12 protein-coding genes and 2 tRNA genes are annotated in these 24,560 nt (G+C 48.7%); 2 read left to right on the top strand and 12 right to left on the bottom strand.

The genetic code is table 11. The features are described from left to right. Positions 1-9: 9 nt before the first annotated feature. The 12 genes from DXD25_RS06965 to DXD25_RS06910 all read right to left on the bottom strand — a co-directional run bounded on the left by DXD25_RS06965 (position 10) and on the right by DXD25_RS06910 (position 23,319). Positions 10-2,685 carry a DUF4458 domain-containing protein gene (locus tag DXD25_RS06965; protein ID WP_117662492.1) on the bottom strand — a complete coding sequence of 892 codons (2,676 nt, stop codon included), beginning with the start codon at positions 2,683-2,685 and terminating at the stop codon, positions 10-12. Then, entirely contained in the window at positions 2,685-4,250 is a 1,566-nt protein-coding gene (locus DXD25_RS06960; protein ID WP_117662490.1) for a DUF5003 domain-containing protein, read from the bottom strand. The genes DXD25_RS06965 and DXD25_RS06960 overlap by 1 nt, the downstream gene beginning before the upstream one ends. Positions 4,251-4,267: 17 nt before the next feature. Continuing rightward, positions 4,268-5,170: a DUF4984 domain-containing protein gene (locus DXD25_RS06955; protein ID WP_117662488.1), complete on the bottom strand. Its 903-nt coding sequence runs from the start codon at positions 5,168-5,170 to the stop codon at positions 4,268-4,270. A gap of 15 nt (positions 5,171-5,185) precedes the next feature. Continuing rightward, complete coding sequence (locus DXD25_RS06950; RefSeq protein WP_117662486.1) at positions 5,186-6,712, bottom strand: RagB/SusD family nutrient uptake outer membrane protein; 1,527 nt, start codon at positions 6,710-6,712, stop codon at positions 5,186-5,188. Positions 6,713-6,732: 20 nt separating this feature from the next. Then, positions 6,733-9,669: a TonB-dependent receptor gene (locus DXD25_RS06945; RefSeq protein WP_117662484.1), complete on the bottom strand. Its 2,937-nt coding sequence runs from the start codon at positions 9,667-9,669 to the stop codon at positions 6,733-6,735. Between the two features lie 279 nt (positions 9,670-9,948). Further along, entirely contained in the window at positions 9,949-12,846 is a 2,898-nt protein-coding gene (locus tag DXD25_RS06940; RefSeq protein ID WP_158556313.1) for a two-component regulator propeller domain-containing protein, read from the bottom strand. A 338-nt stretch (positions 12,847-13,184) separates the two neighbouring features. Next, positions 13,185-15,644 carry a glycoside hydrolase family 2 TIM barrel-domain containing protein gene (locus DXD25_RS06935; protein ID WP_370453408.1) on the bottom strand — a complete coding sequence of 820 codons (2,460 nt, stop codon included), beginning with the start codon at positions 15,642-15,644 and terminating at the stop codon, positions 13,185-13,187. An 88-nt stretch (positions 15,645-15,732) separates the two neighbouring features. Further along, entirely contained in the window at positions 15,733-16,809 is a 1,077-nt protein-coding gene (locus tag DXD25_RS06930) for a glycosyl hydrolase 53 family protein (protein ID WP_117662480.1), read from the bottom strand. 124 nt (positions 16,810-16,933) lie between these two features. After that, entirely contained in the window at positions 16,934-18,322 is a 1,389-nt protein-coding gene (locus tag DXD25_RS06925; RefSeq protein ID WP_117662478.1) for a DUF5114 domain-containing protein, read from the bottom strand. Positions 18,323-18,334: 12 nt separating this feature from the next. Next, positions 18,335-20,002 carry a RagB/SusD family nutrient uptake outer membrane protein gene (locus DXD25_RS06920; RefSeq protein ID WP_117662476.1) on the bottom strand — a complete coding sequence of 556 codons (1,668 nt, stop codon included), beginning with the start codon at positions 20,000-20,002 and terminating at the stop codon, positions 18,335-18,337. Positions 20,003-20,020: 18 nt separating this feature from the next. After that, positions 20,021-22,990: a TonB-dependent receptor gene (locus DXD25_RS06915; protein WP_117662474.1), complete on the bottom strand. Its 2,970-nt coding sequence runs from the start codon at positions 22,988-22,990 to the stop codon at positions 20,021-20,023. 256 nt (positions 22,991-23,246) lie between these two features. Further along, positions 23,247-23,319, bottom strand: a tRNA-Phe gene (locus DXD25_RS06910). Between the two features lie 175 nt (positions 23,320-23,494). Here DXD25_RS06910 and DXD25_RS06905 point away from each other — a divergent pair. Both DXD25_RS06905 and DXD25_RS06900 read left to right on the top strand, forming a co-directional pair. Further along, positions 23,495-23,567: transfer RNA gene (locus DXD25_RS06905), tRNA-Pro, on the top strand. Between the two features lie 23 nt (positions 23,568-23,590). Further along, on the top strand, positions 23,591-24,550 hold the full coding sequence (locus DXD25_RS06900) for a helix-hairpin-helix domain-containing protein (RefSeq protein ID WP_117662472.1): 960 nt from the start codon (positions 23,591-23,593) through the stop codon (positions 24,548-24,550). Positions 24,551-24,560: the final 10 nt, after the last annotated feature.

Below are 24,560 nucleotides of genomic sequence, written 5' to 3'. Positions count from 1 at the left end.
CCTTATAGTTTAATTTTCGAGATCCAATGCATCGCAGCCACGGATGTCCTGGGTCTTGTCATAGAACAACTTGTACAAACCTGCCTTGATGTATGCGCAGACACTGGTTACATCGATAGAGATGTTAGGGTTGTCTGAGATGTTCAGGATATACATGTGAGAGGTCAATGTCTCATCCACCTTGCGGATATCGTTGGAACCAATCTGGAACTGAATCAGGCTTGGGCACTTGGTGATACCTGTTGGCCAGGTGCGGAGAGGACGGTTGCCCTGGGCATCACGCTGATGGTTGATACCGAACGCACGCAGGTTGGCACTGTTCAATGGCTGGGTAGGTACCTCGCTGAAGCAGTTGTAGCTCAGGTCGATGTTGGTGATATATGGCATGTTATCACTCAAGAAGTCGTTAGAGAGAGCTGTCAACTTGTTGAAGCGGAAGTCCATCACCTGCAAGAGATAAGCATACTTACCCTTGATGGAACCCTTAGGGATGCTGGTCATCTGGTTGCCGCTCAGATCGAGGGTGATGATTGGCGAACCGGCAGCAATCAGCTCTGAAGGGAACTTGCTGAACTTGTTGTTTGCAAGCGATACGGTTGAGGCATTGATACCCTTGTAACCGCCAGCGTCATCCACACCCGAAATCTCATTGTTGGAGAAATCTACAGAACCCATCACGTGTACAGAGCTTGCATCAAAGATGTTCGGGATCTTCTTCAACTTGTTATAAGAGAAGTTCAGACTCTCTGTATTCTCTGAGAAACCGCACAGGTCGGCAGGAATCTCCTCTATCTGGTTATTGTTGAGATAGAGTGATGAAAGCATGACCTCCTTGGTGAATGGATGCACCTTCTTGATATTGTTGTTGGCAAGGTCGAGCAAGCCCAGCTTCACCATGTTGCGGAGTGCCCATGTGGCAGGGAACTCTTCCAGGTTGTTGTAGCTCAGGTAGAGAATCTGCAGGGTCTTACCTATCTTGCTGGTTGCCATCTGCTCCCAGTCGTCACGCAGCTGAGCTGCCTTGATACCCTTGTTACGTGCCAGATTGAACGCCTGGATATTCGGCAGGTTGTAGTACACATCCGGCAGGCGGGTCAGCTTAGGGCAGTTGTAAAGCTCCAGGTCGGTGAGAGTAGTCATCTTGTCCCATGCCTCCTCGGTATATTCCTCGGCAAAGCGATGGTACTCTGAATTCTCATCATCGTAGAACTTGGTACAAACCTCATCCGCAGTGATTGGTGAGTTACCAATATAGAACTGCTGCATCTTGGTCAGGCGATAGATTGCCTTCGAGATACCTGTAATCTTGTTGGTGGTCAAACCAATCTGAGCATCCTTCAGCTGGATTCTGGAATCCTTCTTGATGAAGTTCTTGGCATTCTTGCTATCAGAGTTGAAACTCTCCACGATCATCTCCGACATGTGGGCACGTGGGTCATACTTCAGGAACTTATTCTCATAATCATGACGCATTGCCATCTTATGAGCGGCACTCAACTTGCTGGCATCGTAGTCGGAGAAGAGGTTGGCACCAATCTTCTCGTCATGCGAACCGAAGTTCAACACCTGGAGTTCTGTCAGCTGACCGATGGCATCAGGCACGATACCCTTGGCACCGAAGCCAGCGATGACCAGACCGATGACGCGGCCATTGCTGTTAAGCGTAACGCCAGGCTGCTCACCCCACATATCGAGTTCCTTGTTGAAGTTCCAGTTGGCACCGTGGAAGGTAGCATCACCATAGAAGCTCCAGTCCTTGCCCTGCAGAGATTCCCAGATAGCCTTCAACGCCTTGTAGTCCTTGATGTATTCCTTGGTCTCTGAGAGGAGGATAGGCACCTGTGCATTGTCGGTAAGCTTGTTGTCGGTTACCACGAAAGCCTCGCCCTTTACCGGCTGAGTCTCGTAGGTAATCTTCACCGCACCGGTCTTGCCGTATGTAGTATAAGAGGTAACCTGATAGGTACCTGCCGGGAGCCATACGGTAGAATCGCAATGGGCAATAGCCACATCCATATACTTATCGTCTTCGTTGTCCGGATTCTGATTCTCCTTGCTTCCCTCCTTGTATTTCACCTTCAGGTTGGCGAAGGTGAAGGTTTCACGGGTGAAGAGGTTGGTTACGCTCACATCAATCATGCGGATACTGGAGAAGAGATACTCCTGGTTTCCGGCACGGGTCTTCTCCCACTGCTTGATGAGGTCGAACTGCACCTTACCACGCTCTACGGTCTCAACCATCAGGTCCTGCTTGGTCAAGCCGCCTCCCACAACGGTGAAGGTCTCGCCTGCAGAAGAGGCAAGCAGCTCCTCATCTACGGCATCATAGAGATAGAAACCGATGATGGTGTAAGAACCTGATGCCAGCTGCAGCTTATCACTTCTCAATCCATACTCCGCATTCTCAGCATTGTAGGCATTGAGCGACAATGTCTGCGATACGGTTGTACCGTCATGTTCCATCACCACCTTGATTTTCTTGGCATCGCCGAGCTTCTCAAGCTTATCGATGGCAGCGGCACGGGTGGCTCTCGCCGAAACCTTCTTGGAGAGCATGAACTGCACATAACCGTATGTGCCGTCCCAGCCCTCGGTGTTATCGTCGGAGCAGCTTGTCACTACCAGGGTCATCATTGCAACCAGGAGCAACAGGAATGCCTTGCTATATCTTTTGAATTTCTTCATTACTTTCTCTTGCTTCTAAATCCCATATTATTGATAAAGACTACACGCTTGCAAGTGCCCTGGGCATCGTTGAATCCTGCGAAGATAGGGAACTTGAGTCCATCTACATTCATTCCTACATAGATGCCCTTCTCGTCCTGTCCTGGCTCATAGTTTTCAACAGAGTTTCCTGTGCCATCGTAAATGACTACTTTTGCTCCAGCTGTAGGATCCCATCCGTCGATCTGTGGATAGATGGCTACATAGCCACCATAAACAGTTGACTCGAATACCTCGTTGCCAGTATAGTTGAAGAAGCCCTCGGCATACATTTTATAGTCTTCATTGCTTGTCAAGGCGCAATCTGCCTCCATACCCATGCTGGTTACGATAGGAGCAGTAACTGCAGACTCGCCCTTCTTGTCCTCCTTCTGTACGATGTCCATCAGGAAGTAACGGTCGTAATCGCTCTTCACGGTCTTGAAGTCACCCTCCAGCATTCCGTCGAGTCCATTCTCCAGACTCTCGAATACGCTCTGTGGCAATGCATAGACCAGGAACTCACGGCTTCCGCTGCCCAATGGAGCGACAGTGAGCTTCACATCACCCTTCTCGCCCAGCAACTTAACAGCGCCGGAAGCATCCTCGAACAAACCATTCTCCTTGTTCTCGAAGACTACCAGCTGATAAGCATCACCAAAGGTCTTGAGGGTGAAAGGAACGAAGTTGTGGAAAGTAAACGCATTGGTGGTCTCGCCATTCAGACTTGAACCGTTCTGGGTGAATACCTTGCCATCCAGAGATACATTCCATACTGCCCACTGTGAAGCGGTAGGATATGTAACATCCATGGTGTTGGTGGTCATACCATTATAGATAACCGGTACGGTAACGGCAGCCTTGCCATCCTCAGAAGAGAAGGTAACGGTGTAGTTGGCATCCTTGGCAATGGCATACTTGGCGCTCATGCCCTGGTTCTCCTTGAAGGCTGCACCGCCTACGGCTGGCTTGTTAGGTGTACCTACCAGGAAGCCGCCTTCCAACTCTACCCAGGCAGGAGTGTTGGTAACAGCAAAACGATAGTTTGCCTTGACAGAGAACTTGTTGTAGATAGGCTGACCTGCGATATCCTTGTAACCAACGGTAATACCTGTCTCGGTGATATCGTTGCCCAACTCATCGTAAACCTTGAGCTCATAACCGGCAGCCGAACGCTTTACCTCAGCGATGGCAACCTTCTGACCACCCATGGTCAGGAAGAGCTGAGCCACGCTCATATCCTTGCTGGCATCATCTGCCGTAATCTTTACCTTGAGGGTCTGCTTGCCTGCTGTACCATTGAGCACGAAGGCATCAGCATTCTCGCCCTGCGCCAGCTTACACCAGATGGCAGAAGAAGCGAGGCTCCAGTTCTCGTTGGCATCGAAGGTGAAGTCCAACTCGTCGCCAGCTGCACCTGCGATAGTCTGTACCTGTGGGAACACAGGGTTTACGGCATCGTCGTCATCGCAGGAACAAGCAGTGAACAGGGTCACTGAAACCAGCGCCATGAGTACGAGCCAATATTTTGAAATCAATGTTTTCATTTTACTTTATTCTGTTTTTAATATCCTTGTTCTTTTAATTTCTCTGCCTCTGCATCGCTGATCCATTCATACATGGTGATGAAGGTGCCCACGGTGCCGAAGGATGAACCATCCTTGTTGTCAACACTCATGGTGACATACTGCAATACATAGTTCTGGCAGGTATTATAATAAGAGGTGTAGAAAGATGGCTGGCTGATACGCAACTTGCCATCTCCATAGATGGTACCGAACGCCTCGCCGGTCTCACCAGCTATCTGGTCGTCCATCTCTACCTTTGGCTCCAGGATGTTATTGGTATTGAACTTCAACTTCAGGTTGTAGCCCTTGTAGTAAACATCCTTCAGCAGAACGGTATTCTCCTCGCCTTCCACTACCTCGGTCTTGATCAGACGGTTGGTTACGTTGTTCAAGTACTGGTTGTAGAAGGTAGATGTTACCATGCACCAGCCAGAGAAGTTGTGGATATCGAAAGGACAAGACTTCTGCATCACCACGTGGGTGTAGTCCTTGTAAAGCTCTGTCCAGTTATACTTCTCCGGAATCACCAGCTTCAGGGTGAAGCCCAGAGAGTCGGTCTTGCCGATGTTATCATAGATACCCTGAATCTGCACGTTTCCTACCATCTCGCCCGCCTTGATTGTAACGGTGTTGTTGAGGATGCGATAGTGCTGTCCCTCGATGGCATTGCTCTGCTTATCTACAACCTCCACGCCGAAGGTGCGGTCGTAATCAACCTTCTCGGTAGCCGAAACAGGAACATTGAAAACCTCGTTGGTTTCCTGCACGGCATACTGATAGAGCGTATCAGAGAACATGATATGACTTGGACCCGAATAGGTGGTATAATCCTGCGAACAGCTCGCAAGAGCGATGAGTACAGCCACGGCTGCCAAACATCCCATCATTATTTTCTTCATGATCGTCTCCTTATTTTATTTGTTACTTTCATTAGGCTCAATCTCCGAGCCCGGTGCCTCCAGCTCATGCTGTGGGATAGGCCATACGAAGAGTGGGTCGTCCTTTTCTACCTTCAGGCTACTCTGTACGAAGTTGGCTGCTGGCTGGTCACTCACCTTACGGCTGAATCCCTTGTGCCAGCGCTTCAGGTCGTTCAGGCGGAAGCCTTCCATATAGAGTTCCTTCACACGCTCCGACTCGATAACGGTCAAGGCGTTGCCCTCGGTCAAAGAAGTGTTACCACCATAAGAAGAGTAGCGGGCGGTGCGCAGGGTTGAGATATCCTTACCTGCCTTGGCGTAGTCCTTCTTCATCGCGTAAGCCTCGGCACGGATCAGATACTGCTCGGCAAGGCGGAACACCATCGGCTGGTGAACGTGAAGGATATTGTTGCTCAAGAAAGTGGCATCGCCGAAATACTTGCTCAACAAAGGCCACTGCAAGCCGTGCTCATAACCTGTTACACGAGTAGTGAAGATGGCTGCGGCACGGAGGTCGTTGCTGTCGAATGAGTTGATAACCCAGGTTTCAGGAACATAATCAGGACGATAAGTCACGAAATTGTAGTTATCAAAGACAGTACCCAAGGCACCACCATAGCTATTCACGGTGAAACCAACCTTCCAGATAGCCTCACGGGAATCACCATTGGTCCAGATATACTTGTAATCCTTCACCTGGTTGGAATAGGTGTTGGAAGAAGCCTTCTCCAGGGTATAGAACTTGCTGCCGATTACCTTAGAAGCATACTTGATGGCATCATCGTACTTGTGCATATATAAGGATACGCGCGCACGCAAGGCATGGCAGGTATATTCATTGAAGTAAATCTCGTTGTAGAGACTTCCGGTGAAGTCATCACCTACCTTCAGATATTCAGTAGCCTTATCGAGGTCTCTCAATACGAATTCGTATGACTCCTTCAGGGTAGCTCGCTTCTGAACCTCATCGCCCTTGTAGTGCTCTGTAAGTACTACGCCGAGTTCCTTCTCTGCCTGCTCATCGCTATCGTAAGCCTTGCAGAAACACTTGATCAGTTCTGAGTAAGCCAGGGCACGTGCAAAGTAAGCCTCGCCCTCATACTGCTCCAACTTGTCAAGTTGCTTGTCATCGGTAGTTGCAGCCTTTACCTTATCAACATTGTCGAGCAGGAAATTGCATCGGTTGATTACATCATAAAGATCGGCATAAACCGATTCGATGTCGGTATTGGTTGCCTTGATGTCTTTCCAGCGATAGATATCGCCATAGGCATTAGAGTAGCCCTTTACACAGAACACGAAGTCTGCCTGCAGGTCTGGCAGGATAGTCAGATTGCCCGAATACAAGGCGCTGCTCTTGAAACTGTCGTAGATACCGATCACCAGCTTATCCACATCTTCCACCTTGTTGATTGCCTCATCCATGCGGATGGAATCCTCTGGATATTTATCAAGACAGGAAGACAGCGAGAGGGTCAGGATACCCGACAGGATGTATGTCTTTATATTTCTGATATTCATTTTGTTTTCTCCTTTCTAGCTTAGAATTGCAGTTCCACACCCAGGGTAAACTGGCGTGAAGCTGGATACTGCGCCTGGTAAATATTGGATGAAACCTCTGGGTCCAAGCCGTTGAAACCGGTAATGGTGAAGAGGTTCTGTGCCTGTCCGTAGATGCGAACCATAGAGAAGAAGTTAGTCTTGCGCAACAAGCTCTGTGGCAACGAATACGACAGACTGAGATTCTTCATGCGGAGGAACGATGCGTTCTCCAGGAAGCGGTCGTCAAGCTGGGTTACCTCGCCCCAACGTGGGATGTCGGTAATATCGCCCGGCTGCTTCCAGCGGTCGTACAACAGACGGTTTGACTGGTTGTAAGCTGTTCCGAAGGTTACACCACTCTCCTCGAAGAAGCGGTCGTTGTTGATGACGTAGCGTGTACCAATCCAGCTGAACTGGGCAGAAAGCTGCAAGCCTTTCCAACGGAAGCTTGTACCGAAACCACCCATCCAAGGTGCATCATAGGTCTTGCCTGTCATCACCTTGTCGCTCTCACGGAACTCGTTGGTCACGTTGCCGTTCTTATCATACCAGAGCTGCTCACCATTTGCAGGGTTCACACCGGCATAACGGTTCAGGAAGAACTCGCTTACAGAGTGACCTACCACATACTTCAAACCGGTGGTTGAGTTTACATACTCGGTTACACCGTTATAAAGTTCCTTCAGGCGGTTCTGGTTGTAAGATACGTTGGCGCTTACATTCCAGGTAAAGTCACGGGTGCGGATTACATCACCGTCAGCACTCAGCTCGATACCCTTGTTAGCCATCACACCTACGTTCTTCCAGCGATAGCCCTCGCCGGTAACGGTGTAAGACTCAGGAACGCGCATCAGCATATTGGAAGTACGCTTGTAGTAAGCCTCGAAACTGAAGTTGATTCTATCGAGGAAGCCCAAGCGGAGGGCGAAGTTGTTTGCCCATGTTGACTCCCAACCCAATTCCTCGTTACCACTCTGTGATGGATAGAAACCGGCAGTATCATCGTAGTTGGCACCACCAGAAACCAAAGCCAGGTGATAATAGTTAGGAATCTCAGAGTTACCCGATGTACCTGTACTTACGGCAAGCTGAGCAGAGCTGAGCCACTTTACATCCTTCAGCCAATCGGTAGATTTCACATTGTACATGAAACCGAGTGACCAGAAGGTACCCCAGCGATGGTCCTTACCAAAACGTGAAGAAGCATCGGTACGCAGAGAGAAGTCGGCGTAGTAAAGCTCCTTGTAGTTGTACTCGCCACGCATGAAGAACGAGAGGTAAGAGTAATCAGAAGATGAATCTGCCCAACGGCTGGCACGTGTACCAGAAGATACGTTGGTCAGGAGATCACTGGTCTGCCCCTTGGAATATACCTGGAATCCCTCTGAATGATAGCTTACTGCCTCCTGACCCAACATCACGTTGAACGCATGGATATCGTTCAGACTGAAGCGATAGTTGGCGGTGGTAGTCTCTGTCAGGTTGATGGCGTCGCTGCTCTGTCGTGCCGCAGTACCCTGACCATTATTGGAAGAGAGACTTGGGAATGACTGGAGGAACGCTGTAGAATGGGTGAAATCGGCACCAAACTGAGTACGGATAGTCAGATTCTCTATCGGATAAACCTCGGCATACATGGTAGAGAGCACCTTGTACTTCTTGTTTCTGATAGGATTCTTGCCCATATAGACGATAGGGTTCTCACTGGTTCCAGCCCAGTTGCCTGCTGCAAGCGAAGCCAGACTGCCATCCTTGGCATACGGATTCCAGTAAGGCAACATGAAGCGGCATGCTGAAATAGGAGTCACGGTAGTATAGCTACCATCATCAGCCTGCTGAGCTTCCTCGTAAGCAGCCATGGTGTTGGTACCTACCTTCAACCACTTGCTGGCCTTGACATCAGCATTGGTGCGGATGTTGTAACGGCGGAAGGTTGAGTTCTGTGCAATACCATCCTGATCGTAGAAACCACCCGAAACATAATAATTCAAACGGTCGGTAGCACGGTTGATAGAGAGTTCGTAGCTCTGCAGAGGAGCACGGTCGTTGAACACCTCATCCAGCCAGTTGACATTCACCTTTGAAAGGAGGTTGTAATCCTTACCGGCATCCAAGCCAACTTCCTTTTCAAACTGGATACGCTCGTCGGTATTCATCATCTTCCAGCTACTCTGAGCCAGTTCAGAAAAACCATACTGTGCGCGGAGCGTGATCTTCGCCTTATCCATCGACAAACCTCGCTTCGATGTAATCACCACCACACCATTTGCCGCACGGGCACCATAGATAGAGGTAGAAGAGGCGTCTTTCAATACCGAGATACTCTCTATGTCGTTAGGACTCAAGGTATTGAAATCGGAGCTGGAGATAGGCACACCGTCCAGAATAAAGAGCGGAGCCTTACCAGAGTTGATGGAGTTGGTACCACGGATCTGGAAAGTGGCAGCCTTGCTTGGCTCACCCGAAGAGGCGATGACCTGCAAACCTGTACTCTGTCCCTGCAAAGCCTGATCGAAGCTGGCAGCTGGAACATTCTCAATCTTTTCTGCCTTCACAGCAGAAACAGAACCCGCAATGGTTCCCTTCTTTCGCACACCATACGCCACAACGACAACCTCGTCCATCATCTTAGAATCAGGAGCAAGGGTGATGTTGAGCGTGTTTGTCTGCTCTTTGACTACATGCTTCTGGGTCAGACATCCGACATACGAATATGCCAGTGTAGCTTTCGAAGCCCCTTTAATTTCGATGGTATAGTTACCGTCAATATCGGTGACCACACCATTTGATGTACCCTCTTGCTTAATCGTCACACCAATCATCGGTTCGTTGTCCTCAGCAGACACAACGGTACCTTTGACGCGGAAACTCTGCGCCAATACGGATTGGATAGACAACAATACAAGAGAGACAAGTAAAAGAGTTAATCTTCTCATCCTTGTTTCTTAAATTGTTTACTATAAATTGATACTTATTTTTTCTTTCTTGTACATAAATCAATTACTGCATCCCATCTTGAGGTGTTTCGCTCAATACCTCTTTCAGTTTAGACCAATAGTGCTTGATAGTCCACGCATGGACCTGTACTTCGATTCAAGGTGCAAAATTACTAATTTTTAATAACTTAAGCAAGAATTAAAACATAAAATAACGAATTTTGCCTAAAATCATAACATTTTTCTGTAAAGTTATGATTTTAGGCAACATTTTCACTCCTAACTGCGCATAAACTCGGTAGGAGTCATTCCAAACGCCTTGGAGAAGCACTTGGAGAAATAGCTGCTGTTAGAGAAGCCTACGGTGTACATTACCTCCGACACGCTGAACTTGCCTGCCTTTAATAATTTTGCCGCCTTCTGCATTCTCATATCACGGATATACTCTACCGGAGTCTGACCCGTAATTGCCTTCAGCTTGCGGTAAAGCTGCTTGTTTCCCATACCCATCTTCTCCTGAAGCATCGACACGTTAAAGTCGGAATCCACCATATTCTCCTCTATCATCTCCCGAATCTGGTTGAGCAGTTTCTTATCCATCTCATCCATCTCAACTTCCGGAGCCTGAGGAGCATGGAGATCTACAATCATTGCCGGCTCTGATTCGTTGTCGGAAGCATTCACATCAAGATGAGAAACTACCAGATCATTCACTTCCTCGAACGAATGGTGAGCGGCAGCATTTTTCAGGTCATCGGCAAGGCTGGCATAGAACTTCATACGCGCCTGCACCTGCTCCAGAATTTCCTCCTTCTGCTTTTTCGCCTCCTTCAACTGCTTTCTTACGAAATGAGCATTGATGACCCAGGCTATACCCACAATCAGGAGGGTAAGATAGAACAGCTTGCACCAGATGGTGAGATACCATGGTGGAAGAACGGAGATTTCGAGCTGATAAACTTCATCGCCGATATTTCCCTCGCCATCCACCACATGTACGGTGAGATGATAATCGCCATACGACAATCCATTGTAAGTGATGTCAAGATTGCCCTTGTCCAGATAATGCCACTCGTGGTCGCTACCCTCCAGACGGTAGGCATAGACGGCGGTAGGATGATCGGCAAAAGGCAAATCAGACAGCTGGAGCGTGAAGTTGTTCTCATCATACTTCAGAACAAGCGTCTTCAGTCCCACGGGCGAGACACCCGGTGTTCCCTCAATGTTCTCATCGAGCAAGGCATCCTGGGTCTGTCTGCCATTCACCACGATACCCGCCAGGAGCAGCTGCGCCTTGTCGTTCTTCGGCATGGAAAGGTCGGCACGGATGGAGATGAAGCCATCATTGCCACCCATCACCACTTCGTGGTTCAGCTTGGAATAATAGATATTATTCGGACTCTCCATCGGAATGAAGAATCGGAAACTGTTGTTCTCAGGATCCAGCACGCTGCAGACATTGCCTGCCACCACCCAGACCTTGTTTTCCACATCGCACATGGAGACCACCTTCGCATCAATCTTCCATTCCTTGCTTTCCAGTTCCTTGCCCTTCATCGGCAGGTTCACCATAAAGCACTTCACGCTGGCATTGTATCCTACCCATACATTGCCATTGTCAGATTTCATCAGATAATTGATGGCATCATTGCCTGGGATATGTGAGATGCGAAGGGTACGGGTATCGATACGGTCGAGATGATTATAAGAGGAAGCCCAGACGAATCCCTTGCCATCAAGTACCAGCTGACCGATGTGCAGCCCCGAGAGGGCGTTCTTTCCCTTGTCTGAGAAATGATGGTCTGCCACACAGGTGGCAGTAGCTGCTGATGAGAGCGAGATGGCTGCCAGAAGGCGCTGCTTGTCAAGCACGAAGACGCCACCCTGATAAGATGCCATCCACATTCTGCCCATCTGATCCTGAAGAATATCATAAGCCCAGGCAGTAGAATACTTGCCGCTCTTGTCATAGACGATGAAGTTGAGCAACTTTCCCGTACTCTTCTGATAGAGGTTGATGCCGTGGTCTGTACAGATCCATACATCCCCCTCCTTGTCTTCATAAATCTTGCGCACACGGTTGTGAGCAAGAGGAGCCGAAGGATTGTTCTGTTTATACCATACCACATTCTGATATTCAGATGCAGTTCCCTGCACGCGCACTCCCTCTGCATAGTGAATCAAGCCGTTGGTTCCGCCCATCCACCAGTCGCCGCTGCGGGTCTGAAGGATAGCATGCAGACAGTTACCCTCGCCCGAGAAGGTAATCTTATCGAGCGAAGTGAAGCGATAGTAGGTATGGGTAGATAAACGGGAAAGTCCGTGATCGGTACCGATCCACACATTCTGCCACTTATCCACATAGCAGGACCATACGATATTGTTGGGGATGGTTGCCTCATTGCGCGAGTCGTGAACGAAATGCTCCAGACTGTTGTTCATCGCCATGCGATAAAGTCCATTATCCGTACCGATATAGAGATTGCCATCCTGGTCTTCGTCCAGACACTTCACGGAGTTTCCATCCAGTGCCGCAATCTTGGAGAAGTTCTGCAAAGCCTGGTCGGCACAGTACAAGGCTCCCTCGGTACCTATCCAGTAACAGTGGCGCTTGGCATCGTAAGCCAGGGCATTCACCAGCGGCTGTGCTCCGGGAGTCAGGAGAATCTGGCGCTGGTTGAGACGGAGTCCGGCGAGAGAACCCACCAGAAGTCCCTTCTGTGTATGCAGGATAGCATACACATCGTTGCCAAAGGCATCTTTCCTGCCCTTCATATTGAGCACTCGCAACTCCTTCACCGCCTTTTTCCTGCCCTTGTCCTCCTCAGATTCCATCGCTGGCGCAGAAGCATAGATTCCCTTCTGCGTATCAAACTTCAGCATTCCATTGCCCGTAGCCAGATAGAGCATGCTACCCTCAAAGCCGAGCGCATTGATGCGGATATGACTAAAGGTATGGGAAGCAAAATGACGATAGTCGTGGTAGCCATCATAACTGTAGAGACCATTGTCGGTACCCAGCCAGACTACTCCTGATGTATCTTGGGTAATAGCATAGACAGCCTGAGCACCATCCAGGGTGGTGTTGACGAAACGTTGCGCATGGAGCGCTATGGTTATAAAAAGCATAGCTATCGCCATGCTTACTCTAGATAAAGCGGTTAGTGATTTGTTCATAGCTGCAAAAATACACATTATTCACGACAATGCCAAATATTATTAGAGAAAAATAACAATAGAATAAGGAGAAGTTCCGTCCAGGCCTATGGAAAACGGATGAAAGGATAAGGAGAAGATACTCAAAGTATAGAAAGAAGTTGTTGAAAGAATAGGGAGAATTTGTTGGTACCATTAGAAGAAATCTCCGTTCAATACTGCTGAACCTATGTTCAACAGTGCTGAACACACATTCAACAGTGCTGAACACACATTCAACGTCGCTGAACGAAGAATTCCCCTAGGAGCAAGAACTTCTTCTCCTAGGGGAATCTAGATTTATCATTAATAAGTCTGCTTTATATTGCCTGCAGCGTAAGCGACTTTTCCATATTGCGCTTGCCATCCTTTACGGTGAGGATGATGTCGCCCTTCTGTGCCTTGCTCTGAACAACAATAACGAGTTTGCCAGAGAAGAGTCGCATGTGTGGCTGAGTGAAGGAATCGAGCGAAGTAGCATCACCATTACATGCTGCCTTGAAGGTTCCGGCACCCTTTACCTCGAAGGTAAGTTCATCATCGGCGAGCGGACACTCATTGCCGTCCTTATCCAGAAGGCTCACGGTGATGAAGGCAAGATCGTTGCCATCGGCATTCAGCAGCACGTTGTGCTCATCGGTACAGCCTTCTACCATGCAGGCGATAGGCTCATGGTCTGGAGTCTCCACGCTGAACTTCATCTGCGCTGGTTCTCCGGCTGTACGCTTCACGTCCTCGCCTACCTTGTCGCCATACTGATTGTAGGTAACCACGCGAATCTCGCCTGGTTCATACTTCACATTGTTCCAGCGGAGGCGATAGCGGTCCAATCGGCTTGACTTGTCCTTGCGAACTCTGCCCTGGCTCTTGCCATTCACGAAAAGCTCGCCTTCCACACCATCGGTGTAGCAATATACAGGGGTAACCTGTCCTTCTCTACCCTTCCAGTTCCAGTGAGGAAGAAGATGGGTGGTGTGCTGATGCTCGTTCCAGCGGGCACGATACATATAATATCGGTCCTTTGGAAGTCCGGCAAGGTCGCAGATACCAAAGTAGCTGCTGCGGCTTGGCCAGTAAGTATCATAAGGAGTTGGCTCGCCCAGATAATCGTAGCCCGTCCACACGAACTCTCCGATTACCCAACTGTAATCATCCTGCATCTTCCAGTCATCATCCGGAAGATTACTCCAGGAGCAATACTCCGTGTCATAGCTGGAGCACTGGCCGTCGGCGTATGGATTGTTGTTGCTGGCACGCACCTGAACCGGGAACTTATACACGCCTCGGGAGCTGACGGTAGATGCCGTCTCGGAACCCAGCAGGAAGCCTTGAGGCAACTGCTCGATATTCTTATAATATTTATGTACACGATAGTTGAAGCCCGGAACGTCCATTACCTGGGCAAATCCACTCTTCAGGGCATCCTCAGCCCTATCCATACCCTGGGTTACAGGGCGGGATGGGTCGTACTGATGACAGAGATCCTGCAGATGCTTGGCAATCTCCATACCCTCCTTGCTCCATTGCTCAGGAATCTCGTTACCGATACTCCACATAATGATGCTAGGATGGTTGCGATGGTGCTTCACCAGGTTGGTGATATCCTTGTCGCTCCAGTCCTTGAAGAACTTGGCATAGCCATTCTTGCACTTAGGATAAATCCACATATCGAAGCTCTCTGCCATTACCATCATACCGAGGGAATCGCAGATTTCCATCTGCATGGTAGAAGGCATGTTATGGGCTGTACGGATGGCGTCGCAACCCATCTCCTTCATCGTCTTGATCTGGCGGATGAGGGCAGCCTTATTCTCTGCTGCTCCCAACGGACCGAGATCGTGGTGCAGGCAGACACCCTTGATCTTGCGGGTGATGCCATTGAGCTGGAAACCATTATTCTTGGATACCGAGATGGTACGAATACCGGTCTTCAGCGTCTGGACATCAGCCACTTTCTTGCCTTCATATCGGGTTAACTTCACCTGATAGAGATAAGGAGATTCCGGAGACCAGAGCTGAGGATTTGCTACTTTCAGGGTAGTCTTGATTTGCGGGGTTGCACCCGATACGGTCTGCTCGGCAACCTTTATACCAGCCTCATCGAGCAAGGCGATGACGGTTTTTCCCGACTTTCCAATCTTTCCTTCCAGCAGGGCGTTCACTTCCACTTCGGCTTCCAGCTTGTCTGCTTTCAGGGTACGCACGAAGGTATCCCAGGTAGAGAAGTTCTCGTTACCGTAAAGTTCCACGGAAACCGGACGGTAAAGACCGCCACCTGGATACCATCGGCTGCTTTCCTCTACATTGTTGAGATGAACCTCTACGAGATTCTTCTTTCCGCCAAACTTCACGTAAGGTGTGATGTCGATGCGGAAGGCATTGTAGCCGTAAGCCCATCTGCCAGCCTCCTTACCATTCACGCTCACTACAGGCTGACTCATCGCACCATCAAATACGAGGACGGCACGCTTGTAGCCCTTCGGCAACTGAAGATTCATCTTATACATACCCTCTCCAATCCAAGGGAGAGCTCCAGAACGTCCCGACTTCTCGGTTTTCTCCTTTTCGCCATTCTGCTCGATAGCCACCATCTGCAGGTCCCATTTCTTGTCGAAAGGACCCGCGATTGCCCAGTCGTGAGGCACGGCTACCTGAGACCACGCTTTGCCATCGCGGGAGAAATCCCACGATGGCAAATTAATGACTTTTCTGCTCTGCGCCTGGCACATGGCAGAGAACGCCAGGGCGAGAGACACGAAAGTAATGCTTCTCTTGATCATATCTTATTCTTCTAAGTTAGTACAATATTCCATTTTAAAATTCGCTTCTATCGCTCCCAGAGGAAGCGAAGAAAGCTAACTTACCCGATTACTTGAAGGCATCGAGTGCAGCGGTTGGCTTGCCGCTGTTGTCGAAGGCTCCCTTGTCGTAGCCGTTCCAGCCGCTGTTGCATTCAGGCTCCCAGTAGAACACGCCCTCGCAGGTAGAGATAGCCTTGCAGCCATCCACCATCTTCTTGAGGAATGGAGCGGCATTCTCAGAATTCCACACCATACCAATCTCTGAGATGATGACATCGCAGTTGTATTTGCCGGAAAGGGTCTTGATGTTGCTGAGGCAGTCATCAGAAACCTGCTCCCAGGTCTTGTCAGTAATCCAATCTGGATAGAGCGACATACCGATGACATCCCACTTGGCACCATTCTGCTTCAAGCCATCAAACATCCAGGTATATTGGCTCAGATTGTTTCCCTTATCGAGATGCACAATCACCTTAGCCTCCGGATAAACCGCCTTGACGGCATCATAACCGGCATTGATATAAGCGGCAAAGTTAGCCATGTTCTTAGAGGCACGGCCTGTCACCTTCAGGGCAGCATCGCCAGCCTCATCATTCCAGAGCATTCCGTCGGTGGTCTCGTTACCTACCTGTACCCACTCTACGTTGACACCTCTTGCCTTCAAGGCATTCAATACATCCTTGGTATGATCGGCAACCGCCTGCTTCATCTGATTGAAGTCATAGTTTTTCCAGGCAGCAGGAACGCCCTGCTTGGATGGGTCTGCCCAGGTATCAGAGTAGTGGAAGTCTATCATCAGTCGCATACCGAGCTGCTGAGCTCTCCATGCCTTTGCTACCACATCATTCTTTCCGTTCCATCCATCCTCTGGGTTTACCCATACACGAAGGCGGATGGAGTTCATGCCGAGGTCGCGGAGAAGTGCCATGCACTCGGTAGCCTTACCGTTAGCATTATAGAACTTCTTTCCGTTCTGCTCCATCTCTGTAATCCAACTTACATCGGCTCCCTTGGCGAAGCCACTCATATCGTATGTCTTCTCCTTTTCGGGAGTGGTATTATCAGCATTGCTGCAACTCGTGCCCGTGATAGAGAACAAGAGCGCTGTAGCCAGCAATATGGCTTTTCCTAAAATATGTTTCATTGTTATTCTGCCTTTAAGTTATTATTATAATGCAAAGATAATCAAATAAATGATTCGTTTACAATAAGGAAACTTACCCATGATGAATATTCTGCGCAATCGGTTGCGCAGAATATTCATTAAGCTATTCATACTTCCATGTCATGGTATTGAGATCGGCTGTAACCGTAAACTCAGTTTCACCATTCTCATCACCAAACCAGATATCCCAGGCACCATCGCCTGAAGTTAACTTGAACTGCTCACCATCGGCACCATACCAGGTCTGCTTGTCGTCCTTGTTCTCGCCAACGAAGATGAAGCGGAAGTTCTCCCAGGAAGTTGGCTTGTACTTGCAGGTATAAACACCATCGCTCACCTTGTCCATCACAGCAAGAAGGGTGTTGCCATCCTTGCTGAACATGCAGAGAGTATTGCTAGCCTCTGGCTCTGGAGCAGTCTGGTTGCCTGACTCGATAGAGTAAGTCAGGTCGCTGTTCTCACCTACCTTCACGGTAACAGTATAAGTACCCGCCTTGGCTATGTTCACGCTGCCAGCAGTTGCGGCAGCTGTCATCTTGCCATCGGCAAGAGTGTAGTTCATTGTCTTGACTACGGCTGCAGCATCATCAGTTGCGGTTGCCTTGCTGTACTCTGCACCAGTAGCAACAATACTGATAGGTGTATTATCAGCAGAGGTTGTAATCACCTTGGTCCAGGCATAGTTAGGAGCATCATAGGTCATGTCCTCACCATTCAACTGCATCGCCTTGATGTAGGTTGGCTTGAATTCCTTAGCCTTTGTATCTACCACAGTATAATAAATACCAGTCTGACCAGGGAACCAGAAGTTCCATGCCGACTCTGTATTATCCATTTCATATACATGACCATCCTGTCCTACGTTACCCCAAATGGTTCCATCATTCTCCTTGCCCCAGAAGTTGAGCCAGGAAGAAGCATTCATATAGCCTGCATAGATGCCATCCTCGTTTGGAGAATATAGATAGGTCAGTTCCTTGTTCTTATCCGCATTCCAGATGGTCATCTTGTCCATGTGTATAATATAAGGTGTAACGTTCACCTGGCACACATTGCTATAAGCAGCATCGAGATTGTTTCCCATCTGACTCTTGATGCGGAAATAGAGAGGCGCACTCTGACCCGGAGTCGTTCCCAGATCCTTGGCAAGGGTGTTGAGATCTGCACCGGTGAAAGCCTTGGAGAGATCGGTTACGGAATACTCCTTGACCGTAGCAAAGCTCTCAGAAGGTGATGCCTGCAGATAGGTTTTCAACACGCCGTTGCCCGCAGGCTTGGTCTCATCGCTCGAAAGCAAGGTAGGATTCTGCCAAGCCATCGAGAGCACGATGTCCTTCGTATTGTCAACAGACAGCACCACATCGCTGGCCGATGCCATCAGATCGGATACCTTGAAGCCATCCAGATATATCTTGTCGCCACTCTCGTCGCAACTCACCAGAGCGGCGAGTGCGCAGAGAAGCATCATCAGGTTTCTAAATATCTTTTTCATTCTTTTATCCTATTAATAGTTGTCGTTATGAAGATTTGGATTGGCGGTAAGCTCGGTGTTAGGGATTGGATAGATGTTGTACTTGCTGTCAACAGCCTGTCCATCATGGGTGCCACCCTTCCACTGCCAGATATACTTGCTGGTAGTGAACTCGCCGAAGCGAATCAGGTCGGTGCGGCGATAGCCCTCATGATAAAGTTCACGGGCACGCTCATCGAGAATGAACTGGAGGAACTCATCATCGTTGGCAAAGTTGTTAGCCCATACATCGGTATTACCTGCACGCTCACGGAGGAGATTGATCCAATAGATGGCTCCCTGCTTACGAGAAGCGATGACCTCAGGATCAGCGGCATCAGTCTTTCCTTCTGGCCATGGATCCCAACTTGCACCCTGGGTACGAGCTACACACTCAGCATACATCAGATATACATCTGCCAAGCGGAAAAGAGGATAGTCTGTTTCTACACCATCATTAGCAGTATTGGATGCAGCTGTTCCATCGTCCTTCAGGTTACTCCATTTCTCTGAGAGATAACCGGTGGTTTCATCGGTCATGCTGGTTACATCCTTGCTCTGACCATTGGTGAAGAACTTGCAGCGCTTGTCGCCATTGCCATCAATATCGGTCTGGGTAAACTTATCCACGAACTCCGGACGGAGACGGAACTCGCTCCAGCCATTGGTGACACCGAAGTCGGCAACATTCTGGTTGGCATTCGACATGCTCAACTGTCCACACACCAAGTAAGTGGAAGAACCCCAGCTTACGGTATGCTCTGCACTTACTGGCAAGGCGAAGATAATCTCGTTGGTACGCTTGTCGTTATCAGCATTGAAGAGCTTGCTGTAATCAGACTCCAAAGAGTAGCCCATATTCATCACCTTCTCACAAGCCTCCTTGCACTCGGCATACTTGGCAACGCCGGTATAAACCTCGCTGTTCAGATAAAGCTTGGCAAGCAGAGTGTAGGCTGCGCCCTGAGAAGCCTGACCATAAGGACAGGTAGAGGCAGGAAGCATGTCGCCTACACAATCCTTCAACTCACTCTCGATGTAATCGAAAGTCTGCTGCGGAGTATAACGAGGAGGAATGTAGCTGCCCACAGGGTCGTTCTCTGTTACCATCGGAATGTTACGATAGAGATCGAGGGCATGGAAGTAGAACAAGGCGCGCATGAAGCGGACTTCTGCCTTATACTCCTTCATCTTCACCTCGTCCTCGCCCGAGAAGCTGGCACCATTGGCATTACGGAGGAACTCGTTGCAGAGGGCGATGTTGTAATAGATGCGATAATACATATCTGATACCCACGCATCGTTGGCATCCCAAGAGAGATAGGTCAAACCTGTGGTCTGCTCACCTGTCAACCAGGTAGAGGCAAGCTCATCAGTACCGCACTCCTGGAGGTTGAAGAACATACGCATGTAGTCGAAACCACTGCCGCCGTTCAATACGGAAGACATATCCTTGTTGTCGCCGCCCTTACCCTGACCACTGGTCACCATGGCAGCATAAATCTTACCCAGCACAGCCTCATAATTGGCAAGCGAGGTATAAACATCCTTAGAGGTAGTCTCCGTCTGAGGATATTGGTCGAGGTCGGATACACAGCTGGTAGCGCTGGTCAGCACTGCTGTTCCCAACATCATACTATATAATATATTCTTAAGTTTCATTGTTATCGATTTTATTTGTTAGAACTGAAGTCCGAGGCTTACTGAGTAGGTGCGAGGACGTGGATAGAACGAGTTGTCCATTCCGTTTGGCACCTCAGGGTCTGTACCTGAGTAACCGGTGATGGTGAATACATTCTGTACCATCGCAGATACGGTGAGTGAAGCCCACTTGTTGATCTTGCCTACATTGTAGCTCAGGCTCAGGTTGTCGAGCTTCAGGAACGAAGCATTCTCTACATAGTAATCAGAGAGATACTGACGGGTCTTGAAACCTGTCTTCAGGAAGCTGGCGTTGAGGTTATTGAGCTGTGAGTTGTTGTAGCTCACGGTCTCCCATGCACCAGTGCTCATACCCATGCCATTATATACGTAGTTATCGATGTTGGCACGGAAGCTCATACCGAGAGTCAGCTGCTTGTATCTCAGGGATGTGCTCAAGCCCATGATGTACTTAGGGGCTGGAGAATGATAGCGGTAGAGATCGGCATCATTGATTTCGCCATCACCATTCAAGTCTGCATAAGCACCCTCGATTGGCTTGCCTGTCTCAGAATCGTAGAGCTGATGATATACATAGAACATATATGGCTCATATCCCTCTGAGAGTACCTGGAACTGGTAAGCATCAATAGATGGACCTACCTTCACATTGGTCTGACTTCCACCCTGGGTAAGAGAAAGGTTCTTCACCTTCATGTTCTGCCAGGTGAAGTTGTAGCTCAGGTTCCACTCCCAGTCCTTGGTCTGGATAGGAGTTGCATTCAGGGAAACCTCGATACCCTTACTATCTACATTACCTACATTGGTAAGGATAGTCTTTGAGAAGTTGGTACCTGCTGCTGTAGGAACAGAAGCCAACAGGTCCTTGGTCTTGCGGGTATAGAAATCGATGGCACCACCGATACGACCATTCAGGAATCCGAAGTCAAGACCGAAGTTCCAGGAGGTAGTTGTCTCCCACTTCAGGTCTGAAACGTATGCCTCAGGACGATAAGTTGTAATATACTGTCCGTTGATGAGTGCCTCGGCACCTGTTACACTAGATGTATAGACCGGCAGATAGTTGTAGTTGCCGATACCTTCCTGCTGACCGGTTACACCATAGCTGGCACGGAGTTTCAGGTTAGAGACTACCTTGTTGTCCTTCAACCAAGGCTCCTCGGTCAAGGTCCATCCCAAAGCTACAGATGGGAAAGTACCCCAGCGGGTATCCTTAGAGAAGCGGGAAGATGCATCGCGACGAACGGTAGCTGTCAGGAGATACTTTCCATCGAAGGAATAATTGACACGACCGTAGTATGACAACATCACGTGGCGGTAATCAGAAGCCTTTACGGTAGAAAGGGTTGTACCTGCCGCACTCTTGGTATAATAAAGAGGTGTAGTGCTCTTCCAGTACTGGTAGTCGTAACCGGCTGTCAAATCTACATTGCTCTTGATATTCTCGAAATACTTTGCATAGTTGGCATAGAGGGTAAGCAGACGGTTCTCGTTCTTCTGAGGACCATACTTGTAATCGCTACCGCTCAAGGACTCATCCTTGTTGAATGACTGTGCTGCATAGCCAGGAACATAAATGGTACCATCACCCTTGGCATAATCTGCACCAATGGTAGCATGGAGCTTGAGGTCTGGCAGAAAATGAACCTTGTAATCTACATCCATCGAACCGATGAAACGGCTCACCTTACTCTTCGAATCATAAAGATCCACCAGACCACGTGGGTTTCTCACACCCGCATTTACTGGATAGCCATCAGCATCGAGTGCCTCATTATAGCCACCATACTTGTCGTTGCCGGAATAAACCGGGATGGTTGGGTTGAATGTGGCAGCTGCCCATACAGCGCCACCATTATTGAAAGAGTTGTTATTGAGTGTACCCTTGGCATTGATGGTCAACTTCAGGTGGTCTTGGAAGAAGCTAGGAGTCAACACCACGTTACCTGTCCAACGCTCTACATTGTCCTTTCGCACCAGACCGCTCTGGTTGTAATATCCGGCAGAAACACGGAAAGGCAAATACTTGCCGATGCTTCCACTCAAGCTGAGGTTGTTATCAGTACCGAAAGCGGTGCGATAAACCTCGTCGTTCCAATCGGTATTGGCATTGCCTAGCAATGACTTCTGGTTATCGGTGCCAAACTGATTGATTACATTCACGAAATCATCATGGCTCAGCATATCCACCATCTGCGCACGGGTCTGCATACTGTTGGTGGTATTGAAGTTTACCTTCAAACCGCCCTGCTGTCCCTTCTTGGTAGTGATGATGATGACACCATTGGATGCACGGGAACCATAGATGGCTGTAGAAGAAGCATCCTTCAACACAGTCATACTCTCGATATCAGAAGGGTTGATCATGCTGAGGAAGTTGCTGCTGTTACCAGAAATACCCCCCTGCTCCAATGGCACGCCATCGAGCACGATAAGAGGGTCGTTGCTGGCATTCAGAGAAGCACCACCACGCACACGGATGGTACTACCTGCTGAGGCAGAACCACTGTTGGACATGATCTGTACACCCGAAACCTTACCATTGATCAACTGCTCAGGAGAAGAAACGAGACCCTTGTTGAAGTCCTTAGCCTTCACCGTAGCCACGGAACCCGTCAGGTCGCTCTTGCGCGCCGTACCATAACCGATGACCACGACATCGGCAAGCGCCTTGCTATCCGATTCGAGATTCACCTTCATATTTTCAGAAATAGCCAGTATCTTATCTATATAACCTATATAAGATACCTTGATCTTCTTGGCAGAAGAAGATACTTGAAGAACAAAGTTACCGTCGAAATCAGTAACCGTACCACCCTTTTCGCCTTCTACCATAATGGTAGCGCCGATAAGAGGATCACCATTTTGTGCATCTGTCACTTCACCCTTAATGGTGCGAGTCTGCGCCAAGAGCTGCAAACATCCCATGAGCAACAATGCCACGAGAAGGAGACTTCTCTGTTTTGTTTTGCTTAAGACGTGATTCATTTTGCTTAATTGTTTTCAGGTTCTTTTTATTTTTTCATTTGATTTCGATTGCAAAAGTAGGTTAGAATACCGCAATCTCACGCTAAATATCAGACAAATCTAGCAACAAAAGGGACAAATACCCGAAATATATCGAAGAAAAAGGGAAAAGAAAGAAAAAAGACGCAGGATTCCAGACTGCAATGCGCCTATAATGAGCAAAAGCCTTATAAACACCAAAAAGCCGAACCTCTTTGAAGAAGTTCGGCTTTTTAAGTGGTACCACCAGGAATCGAACCGGGGACACAAGGATTTTCAGTCCTTTGCTCTACCAACTGAGCTATGGCACCATACTCTTACAGATGATTTCTCATTTGCGGGTGCAAAGGTACAACAATTATTTGGTTCCACCAAATTTTTAAGTGAAAAACTTTTCAAAAAAGATAAAAAAGTGCTTTTTTATTTGGTATTATGGAGATTTTGGTGTACCTTTGCAGCGTCTTTGTGCTCATAAGTACCACAAAACGGGATTTAGCGCAGTTGGTAGCGCACGTCGTTCGGGACGATGAGGTCGCTGGTTCGAGTCCAGTAATCCCGACTCACCTATTAAAATCGGAGCTTATGAAGTTCAAAGACATTTTTTACCTTCAAAAGAAAGACCGACAAGCTCTCCTCACCCTGCTTGCCATTATGATTGCGTGTGTTTCTCTCACGTTCCTGATTCAGGAAAAGCAGAACGATGCTCCTGTGACTTCCCAACTAGACTCCACAAACAGCAATCAGGAGAAAGATGCATCATCTGCCAAAATCCATCACGCCTCCAAATCTCATCCTTTATACAGCAAAGAAGAAGGGATGGTGCACGAACTCTTCCCTTTTGATCCCAATACGGCTAGCGCTGAGGATTTCGAGCGACTGGGATTAGAAAGCTGGCAAGCCAGAAGCATCATCCGTTTCCGGGAGAAAGGCGGCATCTTCTCCCGCCCATCCGATTTCGCCCGGGTCTATGGCATCACCAAGAGAACCTACGAGGTGCTGTTGCCGTTTATCCAGATAGCCGATGATTACAAGCCTGCGGCTGATTTCTACGGAAAAGAAGGATATGGAAGAAGCGGAAGGCACAATACACCTTATTATAATAATAGAAGAAACGATGATACCAAGGTTTATAGTTATCCACATAAGCTGAGAGCCAACGAGCATATCGAAATCAACGGCGCCGATACGACGCAGCTGATGAAGATTCCCGGTATAGGCAGTTACTATGCCAGCCGCATCGTAAGATACAGAGAACGGCTGGGAGGATTTGCATCTGCCCAACAGTTGGAAGAGATCGATGGATTGCCCGAATCTTCCATTGCCTATATCAAGATTGACGAGCAGCAAATCCGCAAGATGAATCTCAACAAGTTAACGCTCAACCAGCTCAAGAAACACCCCTATCTCAACTTCTATCAGGCCAAGGAAATCTGTGATTATCGCAGGCTGAAAGGTCCACTGCATTGTATAGAAGACCTCAAACTGCTGAAGGATTTTCCACCAGACGAAATAGAAAGGTTGAAGCCCTACATCTGTTTCTAGCTATCCGGCA

It is taken from the genome of Prevotella sp. TF12-30, assembly GCF_003436715.1.
In the GTDB taxonomy this organism is placed as follows: Bacteria; Bacteroidota; Bacteroidia; order Bacteroidales; family Bacteroidaceae; genus Prevotella; species Prevotella copri_A.
The sequence above is the reverse complement of the archived record's forward strand: the minus strand, read 5'-3'. Positions and strand labels throughout refer to the sequence as shown.